The 11,197-nt window shown below is 66.0% G+C and carries 10 protein-coding genes; all 10 read left to right on the top strand.

Translation table 11 applies throughout. From position 1 onward, the window contains the following. The first annotated feature begins 262 nt into the window (after positions 1 to 262). Positions 263 to 835 (top strand): TetR/AcrR family transcriptional regulator, encoded by a 573-nt coding sequence (locus FFK22_RS39090; protein ID WP_138893259.1) that lies wholly within the window; start codon positions 263 to 265, stop codon positions 833 to 835. 411 nt (positions 836 to 1,246) lie between these two features. Continuing rightward, positions 1,247 to 2,335 (top strand): efflux RND transporter periplasmic adaptor subunit, encoded by a 1,089-nt coding sequence (locus tag FFK22_RS39085; RefSeq protein ID WP_221939203.1) that lies wholly within the window; start codon positions 1,247 to 1,249, stop codon positions 2,333 to 2,335. A 15-nt stretch (positions 2,336 to 2,350) separates the two neighbouring features. Beyond that, positions 2,351 to 5,521 carry an efflux RND transporter permease subunit gene (locus FFK22_RS39080; RefSeq protein WP_138893257.1) on the top strand — a complete coding sequence of 1,057 codons (3,171 nt, stop codon included), beginning with the start codon at positions 2,351 to 2,353 and terminating at the stop codon, positions 5,519 to 5,521. 55 nt (positions 5,522 to 5,576) lie between these two features. Beyond that, complete coding sequence (locus FFK22_RS39075) at positions 5,577 to 6,263, top strand: glutathione S-transferase family protein (protein WP_138893256.1); 687 nt, start codon at positions 5,577 to 5,579, stop codon at positions 6,261 to 6,263. 104 nt (positions 6,264 to 6,367) lie between these two features. After that, the gene (locus FFK22_RS39070; protein WP_138893255.1) at positions 6,368 to 7,333 is read left to right on the top strand and encodes an alpha/beta fold hydrolase; all 966 of its coding nucleotides are present in this window, start codon (positions 6,368 to 6,370) and stop codon (positions 7,331 to 7,333) included. Positions 7,334 to 7,451: 118 nt separating this feature from the next. Beyond that, on the top strand, positions 7,452 to 8,345 hold the full coding sequence (locus FFK22_RS39065) for an NAD(P)H-binding protein (protein ID WP_138893254.1): 894 nt from the start codon (positions 7,452 to 7,454) through the stop codon (positions 8,343 to 8,345). An 18-nt stretch (positions 8,346 to 8,363) separates the two neighbouring features. Next, complete coding sequence (locus FFK22_RS39060; RefSeq protein WP_138893253.1) at positions 8,364 to 9,140, top strand: SDR family NAD(P)-dependent oxidoreductase; 777 nt, start codon at positions 8,364 to 8,366, stop codon at positions 9,138 to 9,140. Between the two features lie 143 nt (positions 9,141 to 9,283). Beyond that, positions 9,284 to 9,793 carry a nuclear transport factor 2 family protein gene (locus FFK22_RS39055; RefSeq protein ID WP_138893252.1) on the top strand — a complete coding sequence of 170 codons (510 nt, stop codon included), beginning with the start codon at positions 9,284 to 9,286 and terminating at the stop codon, positions 9,791 to 9,793. Positions 9,794 to 9,800: 7 nt separating this feature from the next. After that, positions 9,801 to 9,983, top strand: coding sequence for a hypothetical protein (locus tag FFK22_RS39050; protein ID WP_138893251.1), 183 nt, complete (start codon positions 9,801 to 9,803; stop codon positions 9,981 to 9,983). A 24-nt stretch (positions 9,984 to 10,007) separates the two neighbouring features. Continuing rightward, positions 10,008 to 11,006: a zinc-binding dehydrogenase gene (locus FFK22_RS39045; RefSeq protein ID WP_138893250.1), complete on the top strand. Its 999-nt coding sequence runs from the start codon at positions 10,008 to 10,010 to the stop codon at positions 11,004 to 11,006. Positions 11,007 to 11,197 lie beyond the last annotated feature (191 nt).

Below are 11,197 nucleotides of genomic sequence, written 5' to 3'. Positions count from 1 at the left end.
TCTTGTTGCGCTGCGACCAGCGTCCGCTTTCGAAGCCCTGACGGCTCGCTTCCCTCCGCCCACACCCGGATCAATCGCCCCTGGGCGCCACATGCCGCTTCACGCGGGTTATCCTCGGGAAGAGCCGAGTGCGGGGAAAGCCGCACGCCGGGATCTGTGGGGGCAAAGCCAAATGGCCGAGCACGACTAATTTTAGATGTCGCTCGACATCCATCGGGTGGTAAGTTCAGACGGAATTGCGTGACCACTGGATCAGGCGGAGATGAGAAAGTCGAGGCAAGAAGCGTCTGAGACCCGAAGGCGCATTGTCGATGCCGCCTCGAAAGAGTTTCGCCGCAACGGGATCAACGCGACGGGCCTTTCGGATCTCATGGCCGCTGCCGGGCTCACGCATGGCGGGTTCTATCGGCATTTCAGCTCGAAGGATGACCTTGTTGCCGAGGTCTGTGCGTCTGCAGCGGAAATGCTGGTCGCTTCGATCGGCAAGGAGCAGGCGGACCATCCGGAAAAGAGCCCATTCGAGGCCACCGTGGAGGGCTATCTCGCGGCCGATCATCGGGATAACCCTGCCGAGGGGTGCCCGTTTGCGGCGCTCGGAAGCGAGCTCACGCGGGGCGGCGATGTCGTCCGGGGGACAGCGACGGAAGGCTTCCGGGAGGTGGTGGACGTCGTCGCCAGGCAGTTCGGCAAGGTGAGAGCCGATGTCGCGCGGGGCCGGGCCCTGAGCGCCCTGGCCACCATGATCGGAGCGCTGACGATGTCGCGCATGGTCGACGATCCCGACCTCTCCGCCGAGATCCTGCGTCAGGCGAAGAGACATCTCCTGCGAGGATGAAGACGCTCTTTACTTAAGCCGCGCAAACGGAACCGCGGCCCCGAGAATGATCGCACCGCAACGGGCGATACTGCGGCGCATCGAGGATCTCGCTTACGGCTTTCGCTAGCCGTCACCGGTCCGGTCCCTCTCCGGCACGAACGCCCTTGACGATTTGTATGATGATCATCATCTATACGCCTCTTAGATGTCGATCGACATCTTATCTGGATGCCGAATGATGGACCTCACCACCAGGGCTTCGAGGATCAGCGGGGCGAGCAGATGAACGATCTCAGCAGGTTGCCTGAGGTGGAAGAGAGGCCGTCTTCCGTGGTCGCACGCCCCAGGCGCTGGCCCTGGGTGGTCGCGGCCGGGGTCGGACTCGCGGGGGTGGCATGGTTCGGATTCTCACAGCGTGAGGGCGGTCCGGTGGCCCAGGCAGCCGTTCCGCCGGCGCCGGTGACGGTCAGCCGGCCGCTCAAACGCGATGTCGACACGCAGATCGGCTTCCTCGGACAGTTCTCGGCCGTCGACCGGGTCGAGTTGCGCGCCCAGGTCGGCGGGACGCTGGCCGAGATCCATTTCGAGGACGGGCAGATCGTCAGGAAGGGCGACTTGCTCTTCGTCATCGACTCGAGCCCATATGAGATCAGGCTTGCCCAGGCGACCGCGCAACTGGCCGCCGCGCAGTCGCGCCTGACGCTGGCGAACAGCCAGCTCTACCGGGCGCAGGCTCTCAAGCGCACCGATTTCGGAACCGCGGAGAATGTCGACCAGCGCACCGCCGATGTCGGCGCCGCTCAGGCCGCGATCGACGACGCCAAAGCCCAGATCCGAGACGCCCAATTCGACATCGAGCACTGTCGCATCGTCGCACCCTTCAGCGGCCGCATCGGCGCGCATCAGGAGTCGGTCGGCACCCTGGTCGCCGGCAGCCGTTTCGCCAGCAGCCCGACCACGCTGCTGGCCACTTTGGTCTCGCTAGACCCGATCCATCTCGACTTCGACCTGAGCGAATCCGATTTCCTGACCTTCTCGCGCCAGCGGGCGGGAGGCGTGGGGCCGCTGGCCGACAAGGTCGACATCAGCCTCAGCGACGAGACCCGCTTCACCCGGCAGGGGACGCTGGAATTCGTCGACAACGCGCTCGATCGCTCGAGCGGCACGATCCACGCCCGGGCGCTCGTTTCCAATCCGGACCTGTTCCTGACGCCCGGGGTCTTCGCGCGGCTGCGCCTAGCGGTCGCCTCGCCCGCACCGGCCCTTATGGTGCCGGACACCGCGGTCCTGCTCGACCAGTCGCAGCACGTCGTGATGACCGTCGCCGCCGACGGCACGGTGGTGCCGAAGCCGGTCGAGACCGGCGACCTGCGCGGCGGGCTGCGCGTCATCCGCTCCGGGCTCGCGCCCGACGACCGCGTGATCATCGACGGGATCGTCCGGGCCGTGCCCGGCGGCAAGGTGGCGCCGCAGGACGGCGCGATCGCCGACGATGCGGCCGCGGACGGCCAGGGCTAGGAGGAGTGCATCGCCATGCGCCTGACGCACTTCTTCATCGACCGGCCGATCTTCGCCACCGTCCTCAGCGTCTTCGCGACCTTGGTGGGGCTCGGCGCGCTCGCCATCCTGCCGGTCGCGCAGTATCCGGAGATCGTGCCGCCGACGGTCCAGATCACGACGGTCTATCCGGGCGCGTCGGCCGAGACCGTCTCGCGAACCGTCGCGACGCCGCTCGAACAGCAGATCAACGGCGTCGAGAACATGCTCTACATGGGCAGCCAGTCGACCGGTGACGGCAAGCTTACCATCACGGTGACGTTCCGGATCGGAACCGACCTGAACGTGGCGCAGATGCTGACGCAGAACCGCGTTGAGGACGCGCTGCCGCGGCTGCCGGAGGATGTCCAGCGCCTGGGCGTGCAGGTGCGGAAGGCGACGCCGAACATCCTGCTCGCCGTCCACCTCTATTCGCCGGACAGCTCGCGCGACACGCTCTACATGTCGAATTATGCGACGCTGCATGTGAAGGATGCGCTGGCGCGGCTGCCGGGCGTCGGCGACGTGCAGTTCCAGGGCGCCCGCGAATATGCCATGCGCATCTGGCTCGACCCCGACAAGGTCGCGGCCCGGAACCTCAATGCCGGTGAGGTGCTCGCCGCCCTGCGGGCGCAGAACCTGCAGGTCTCCGCCGGCATCCTGAACCAGCCGCCGGTTCCGTCGAAGCAGGCGTACCAGATCAACGTCCAGACGCTCGGCCGCCTGTCGACGCCCGAGCAATTCGCCGACATCGTGGTGAAGTCCGACGACGCGGGACGCGTGACCCGAATCCGCGACGTCGGCCGCGTCGAGATCGGCGCCGCGGACTATGGGTCCACCAGCTACATGGACCGCGGCCCGGGCCTGCCGCTGTTGATCTTCGCGCAGCCGGGGGCGAATTCGCTCGCCGTCGAGGAGCAGGTCCTGGCCACCATGCAGAGGCTGGCGCAGGCGTTCCCGCCCGGTCTCGACTACAAGATCATCTACGACCCGACGATCTTCATCGGGAAGTCCGTCAAGCAGGTGATCGAGACGATCTTCGAGGCGATCCTGCTGGTCGTCGCCGTCGTGTTCCTGTTCCTGCAGAGCTGGCGGGCCTCGATCATCCCGGTCATCGCCATTCCGGTGTCGCTGGTCGGGACCTTCGCGATCCTGTTCGCCCTCGGAATCTCGCTGAACAACCTGTCACTGTTCGGCCTGGTGCTGGCCGTCGGCATCGTGGTCGACGATGCAATCGTCGTGGTCGAGAATGTCGAGCGGAACCTGCATCTCGGCCTGTCGCCGGCAGCCGCCGCGCACAAGACGATGGACGAGGTCGGCGGCGCGCTGATCGCGATTGCGCTGACGCTCTGCGCCGTATTCGTGCCATCGGCTTTCCTGTCGGGCATCTCGGGCGAGTTCTTCCGCCAGTTCGCCGTCACCATCTCAGCCTCGACCGTCATCTCCTGCTTCGTGTCGCTGACGCTCAGCCCGGCGCTCTGCGCGGTGCTGTTCAAGGCCCACGATCCGGAGCAAGCCGCCCGCGCGGGTCTCGGCCGTCGCCTGCTGCAGGCGGGCTTCGGCCGCTTCAATCGGGGGTTCGACCGGCTTTCGCGCGGATATGGCGGGCTGGCGCGCCGCCTGATCCGGGCAACGGTGGTGGTCCTGGTGCTCTATCTCGGCCTGGTCGGCCTCACCGGCGTGCAGTTCGCCCGCGCCCCCACCGGCTTCATCCCGGAGCAGGACCAGGGCTATCTCATCACCGTGGTACAGCTTCCGCCCGGCGCCACCCTCGACCGCACCGAAGCCGTCGTCGAGAGGGCGATCGACATCATCCTCAAGACGCCGGGGATCGAACATGTCGCTCCCTTCGCCGGCCTGGACGCCACCACCTTCACCGTGGCTTCCAATGCCGGCACCATCTTCTCGGGCCTGCCGTCGCTGTATAACCACGACATCGACGGCGTGACAGCGAACACGGTGCTCGCCGACCTGCGACGGCGCCTCTCGGTGATCCAGGACGCTTATGTCCTGACCATTCCGCCGCCCCCCGTGCAAGGCCTCGGCAGCGCCGGCGGCTTCAAGATGATGCTGCAGGACCAGGCGGGCCTCGGCTCGGAGGCGCTCGCCCGCGCGGCGCAGGCCCTCGTCGCTGCCGCCAACAAGGATCCGGCCATCGGCGGTGCCTTCACCCTGTTCAGCACCCGCTCGCCCTCGATCTACACCGACATCGACCGGGTGAAGGCCCAGAAGGTCGGGCTGACGCCGACGGATGTGTTCACCACGTTGCAGGTCTATCTCGGCTCGCAATACGTCAACGACTTCAATTATCTCGGCCGGACCTTCCAGGTCATCGCCCAGGCCGATGGCGGCTTCCGGCAGGATGCCGGGGACATCTCGCGGCTCAAGGCGCGCAATGCCTCGGGCGAGATGGTGCCGATCGGCACAGTGGCCCGGCTGCGGGCCGAGACCGCGCCCTATCGCGTGCCGCGCTACAACCTGTTTCCGGCGGCCGAGGTCCAGGGCGTCGCGGCGCCAGGCGTCGCGACCGGCACCGCGCTGAAGCGGATGGAGGAGCTGGCCCACGACGTCCTGCCGCCCGGCATAGGCTTCGAATGGACGGAGCTCGCCTTCCAGCAGCAGCTGCAGGGCACGCCGACCCTGCTGGTGTTCGGCGCCGCGGCCCTGTTCGTGTTCCTGGTCCTGGCCGCTCAGTACGAGAGTTGGCGTTTGCCGCTGGCCGTGGTGCTGATCGTGCCGATGTGCCTGCTGGCGTCGGTGACGGGGCTGGGCCTTCGCGGGCTGCCGATCGACGTCCTGGCGCAGATCGGCTTCGTGGTCCTGGTCGGCCTGGCGGCCAAGAACGCGATCCTGATCGTCGAGTTTGCGCGCCAGGCGGAGGAAGAGGGGGCCATCGCGGCCGAGGCGGCGGTGCGTGCGGCCCGCACCCGGCTGCGCCCGATCCTGATGACGTCCTTCGCCTTCATCTTCGGCGTCGCGCCGCTGGTGGTCGCGACCGGCGCGGGGGCGGAGATGCGCCAGTCACTGGGGACGGCCGTGTTCTCCGGCATGCTCGGCGTCACCGTGTTCGGCCTGCTGTTCACGCCCGTCTTCTACACCGTGGTCCGCAGGATCGGCGGCCGGCGTCGAGACGCCGCCGGAGCGGTCCACGCCGCCGAGGCTCCCTGACGTGTCAGGGCCCGATCCGCGACTGCATCCATCCTTCGATAGACAAGGGAATATCATGAGAATCTTCGATCGCCCCGGCTTTCCCAATCCGGCCCGCATCCGCATCGTGCTGGCCGAGAAAGGGCTCGACCCCCTGATCGAGTTCGTGCCGGTCGACCTGATCGGCGCGGAGCACAAGCAGCCCGCATTCCTGGAGAAGAACCCCTCCGGCGTCGTTCCGGTCCTGCAGCTCGACGACGGCACCTACATCGCCGAATGCACCGCCATCACCGAGTATCTCGACAATCTCGACGGCGACCCCTGGCTGACCGGCCGGACACCGAAGGAGAAGGCTGTCATCCACATGATGCAGAAGCGGGCGGAAACTGAGCTGCTCGACGCGGTCGGCAACCATTTTCACCACGCAACGCCGGGCCTCGGCGCCGAGCTGCAGGCGTTCAAGAGCCCCGAATGGGCGGGCCGTCAGGAGTGGGGGTTTCGCCAGCGCGACAAGGCGCTGGCCGGCATGACGTATTTCGACACCGTGTTGCAGAGCCATCCGTTCGTCGCGGGCGACGCCTTTTCTATGGCCGACATCACGGTGTTCGCGGGCCTGATGTTCGCCGATGCCGCCGGCATTGCGATGCCGGAGGACCATTCCGCGCTGAGAGCCTGGCGCGCAAGGGTCGCCGAACTGCCGAGCGTCAAGAACCGGAGCGGCCAGATGTTCGTCGCAGCCGATCTGCGCCGGCTCGGCTTCTGATTCCGATGCGAGCCGTGCAGCCGGAAGCCGGCCAAACAGCCTCGCCGCTTGCGCCATTCACCAACACGACGTCGCAAGCGGCTGCTTTTCCCACGGAGTTCACCATGTCCACGATCTCATCACCTGATGGCGCTTCGCGGCGCAACCTTCTCAAGGGGGTCGCCGCTGCCGGCATCGGTCTTGCTGCTGCCGGCGCCGGCGCTGCCGATGCGAAAGCTCCCGCGCCGGTGAGTGCCGGCAAGCTGACGGCGGATCGCCTCATCACGAAAGACGGCACCAGCCTCTACTTCAAGGATTGGGGCTCGGGGCCGGCGGTGGTGTTCAGCCACGGCTACCCGCTCTCGTCCGACGCGTGGGAGGACCAGATGTTCTTCCTGCTGCAGAACGGCTATCGCGTCATCGCCCATGACCGTCGGGGTTTCGGCCGGTCGAGCCAGCCGGACAGGGGATACGATTACGACACCTTCGCCGACGATCTGGCGCAATTGGTCGACGCGCTCGATCTGCGCCAGGCGACCTTCATTGGCCATTCGATGGGCGGCGGCGAGGTCGCGCGCTATGTCGCCCGTCATGGCCAGAGCCGCGTCGCCAGGGTCGCCTTCATATCCTCGGTGACGCCGTTCCTGCTCAAGACCGCGACCAATCCAACGGGTGCGCCGAAGGAGCTGTTCGACGGCTTTCGCGCGGCAGTCCAGGCCAACCGGTCTCAGTGGAATCTCGACGTCGCCATGCCGTACTACAGCTTCAACCGGCCGGGCGCTCACGTCTCGGAGGGCCTGCGGGAGAGCTATTGGCGGCAAGGGCAGGCGACCGGCATCCTCGCCGCCTATCACGCGCTCGGCGCTTTCTCGGAGACCGATTTCCGGGAGGACCTCAGGAAGATCACCGTCCCCGCGCTGGTGGTGCATGGGAGCGACGATCAGATCGTCCCGCTGGAGATCTCCGCGACGTTGACCACCAAACTCATCCCGCAAGCCAGGCTTGTGGTTTACGAGGGCGGGTCCCATGGCTTGCTGCACGTCGACAAGGACCGGCTGAACGCCGATCTGCTGGCCTTCATACGAGGCTGATGCGCTCCGCTCCAAATGGTGGGGACGGAGTCAGATCCGTCCCCATCCGCGAGCGCCTTTCGACCCAGCCGGAAGATCCCGTTCGCTTCAATCCTGTCCTCTACTCTGGAGATAATAGATGACCGACAAGTTCCTGGTTGCCGGCGCCACGGGCGAGACTGGCCGCTACACGGTCCAACGACTTCTTGAGAAAGGTCACACCGTCCGGGCAATGGTCCACAAGGAGGACGAGCGCGCCGAGGCGCTCCGGCGCGAGGGAGCGGAGGTCGTGGTTGGTGACCTCTTCGAGCATGACGACGCAATTCGTGTCACGGCCGGCACCACCGCCGCTTATTTCTGCTACCCCGTTCGTCCCGGCATCATCCAGACGACGGCGTACTTCGCCGATGCGGCCAGGCGTGCCGGCCTCAAGGCCGTGATCAACATGTCGCAGATTTCGGCGCGGGAAGATTCCAAGAGCCATGCAGCGCGCGATCACTGGATCGCCGAGCGGATCTTCGACTGGTCGGGTGTTCCGACCGTGCACCTGCGGCCGACCTTTTTCTCGCAGTGGCTGCTTTATCCATTCGCGCGCAAGACGATCGTCGAGCAGGGCATCATCGATCTGCCCTATGGCGCCGGACGGCATGCTCCGATCGCAGCCGAAGACCAGGCACGCCTGATCGCCGCGCTCCTGGCGGAGCCGGCCGCCCATGTCGGCAAGACCTACACGCTCCACGGCCCGATCGAGCTGGACCAGCCGGGCATCGCGGCGGCGATCAGCGAGGTGCTCGGCCGGAAGATCAGCTACCGGCCGCTGACCATCCCTGAGTATCGGGAGCGCCTCGATAAGTTCGGCCTGCCTGAGTTTCTGATCCAGCATTTCTGCGCCATCGCCGTCGACTATCAGAACGGCATCTTCTCCGGCGCCGACAAGATCATCGTCGAGGTGACGGGCGCCCCGCCGATGACCGTGCAGGCATTCGTCGCGTCGCATCGGGCCGCCTTCGACAGCCTCGATGCGGCGGCGTGACGGTCGCAGGGAAATCAGATGAACATCGATCTTTCAGGCAAAGTTGCCCTCGTCACCGGCTCTACCGAGGGCATCGGATTCGCCATCGCCCGCGGGCTTCACGAGGCAGGCGCCGCGGTGGTGATCAATGGCCGCACCAAGCAGAAGGTCGAGGCGGCCGTGGCGCGGCTCGGCGATCGGGCGAGCGGCCAGGCCATCGACCTCGCCACGTCGGACGGGTGCACGGCACTGATCCGGGCCGAGCCCGCGCCCGATATCGTCGTCAGCAATCTTGGCATCTTCCAGCCGCTCGATTTCTTCGAGACCGATGATGCCATCTGGGATCGCCATTGGCAGGTGAACGTCATGGCCGGAGTGCGGCTCGCGCGTGCCTACCTTCCGAAAATGGCCGCGAAGTCGTGGGGGCGGTTCATCTTCCTCGGCTCAGAATCCGCCTTCAACATCCCGGTCGAGATGATCCATTACGGCGTCAGCAAGACCGCCGACGTGGCGGCCGCGCGCGGTCTTGCCAAACGCATGGCCGGCACCGGTGTGACGGTCAATTCGGTCTTGCCGGGCCCGACCTTGTCCGAGGGCGCTGCCGAGATGCTCAAGGACCACGTCACCGCCGAGTGGTCCTTCGAGGAGGTCGGCATCGACTTCGTCAAGACGCATCGGCCAACCTCCATCATCCAGCGCCCTGCGACCGTCGAGGAGGTCGCGAACATGGTGGTCTACGTCGCATCGAACCAGGCGTCGGCGACGACCGGTGCGGCGTTGCGTGTCGATGGCGGCGTTGTGGACTCCATCGTCTAGCGCAGGATCGGCATATCTCCGAGCTGACACATCCGCCGGCCCGGTCGCCGGCGAACGACGGCCCCGTGGGCCAGCCTCATTCTCGCGCGAAGTCGCTCAGCCCTGGCGCCTTCGGCACAAGCCCATTGCGAAAGGAGCTCGGCATGAGCACCAGCGATACAGCACCAGCATCCTCGAACCGGAGGATCGACGCCGACACCCGGTTCGAGGCCATCGATTTCGTCAACCGGGTGAATTTCCTGTTCGACCGATGGCAGGCGGAGGACCTGCTCGCCGCGTTCTCCGATGATGTGATCGTCGACCATCCGCTCGGCCGAAGCGCCGGGAAAGAGGAACTGGCGACGTTCTTGAAGGCCTATGAGCCCATCACGCACGGCGTGCGGCGGCACAACTGCAACCATGTGATCGACGCCGGGCCGGGAGAGGATATCGTCGTCACCTATTACATCTTGCTGATCCGCATCGCGCCTTCGAGCCAGGCCGGCAAACTCAAGGCCGCGCCGATGGAGATCATGGAATATGATGAGCACCTGCCGAAACTGATTTCCTACGCCATGGTCACCGACCAGCTGACCAGGACCGCAGGAGGCGACTGGAGCGTCCGTCACAAGCGGGTCCAGAACGTGTCCGAGGACAAGGTGTTTCACTTCTAAATGAATGATGGACCGCAAACTCCCGCGCGGCGGCCTCGTCCTTGGCGCCGGCGCGTCCACGACGCAATGGCCGACGATTGCCAGCGTATTGCTGTCTGCAACGCTGATCGGCCAACTCGGCATCTCGGTGTGGAGCGGGTCGGCAAGCGCGGCCGGGCAGATCACAGTCAACCAGAGCCCGCTCGCGTGAGCGAGGCTGTCGAAGGCGGCCCTCATGAAAGCTATCCAGTACCGGACGTTCGGCGGTCCCGAAGTGCTCGAATATGTCGAGCTCCCCGACCCCGAACCGGGTCCAGGCGATGTCCTGATTGAGACGTCAGCGATCGGCGTCAACTTCCCTGACATTCTTGAGCGCCTCGGCGTCTACAATCGCGCTGAAACTCGCGTCGGCGGAGTCACCGTCCCGCAGGTCGGGGGACTGCAGGTCGTCGGGCGCGTGCTGCGGTCTGGGCCCGGGGCAGATCCTGCACTCGAAGGCCGCAAGGTGATGGCGCTGATGCCGAAGGGAGCCTATGCCGCAAAGGCCGTTGCACGTGCCGAGATGGTGGTGGCGCTCGATGAGAATGCCGATGACGTCGCCATGGCGAGCTTGCCCTGCCAGGGCGTCACCGCATTTCTCGCTCTTCAGGCCTGCACGACGCTGCGCAAAGGTGAAAGCGTTCTGGTTCAGGGCGCCGCCGGCGGCGTCGGAAGCCTAGCTGTCCAGATTGCCAAGGCGCTGGGTGCCGGCACTGTCATCGGCACTGCAAGCAGTGAGGCCCGCCGCGAATTCGTGCGCAGCATCGGCGCCGATCATGCGATCGCCTATGATACGCCCGCGTGGCCGCAGACGGTGCTCGCATATACCGATGGGCGCGGCGTTGACATCATCCTCGAGACGATTGGCGGCGATGTCTTCGACCAGAACTTTGAATGTCTCGCGATGCTCGGCCGATGCGTCGTCATCGGGTCGACGCGCGGGCCGGGTCGGCCACTTGCGCCGCGCCGACTCATGGCGAAGGCCCAGTCGCTTTCGGGGGTGTACCTGCCGAGCTTCTTCCAGCGGCCAAAACTGATCCTACGCGCGCTCCGCTTTCTCGCCGACGGCGTGACCAACGGGTCCATCAAGGCGAACGTCGCCGCGGTCCTGCCACTCAGCCGCACGGCCGACGCGCACGGGTTGCTGGAACGGCGCGAGGTGCAAGGCATCGTCGTGCTCGACCCAAGCGTCTGACCGGCGTCAGCTTGCCACGCACCGAACGGACAAAGGCGCTCCGTCTCGATGGCGACCACCGTCTCTGACCAAGTGACAACCCGGCCGTCAGCGTGCGATAGGAGAATTATCGCGCGTTGGCAAACCCGAATGTCCGCAAAGAGATAAAAACCGGAAGGTCCTACGTCTGCTGCCGAGGGGCTGCTTTGGGT

Source organism: Mycobacterium sp. KBS0706 (assembly GCF_005938675.2).
In the GTDB taxonomy this organism is placed as follows: Bacteria; Pseudomonadota; Alphaproteobacteria; order DSM-16000; family Inquilinaceae; genus Inquilinus.
The sequence above is the reverse complement of the archived record's forward strand: the minus strand, read 5'-3'. Positions and strand labels throughout refer to the sequence as shown.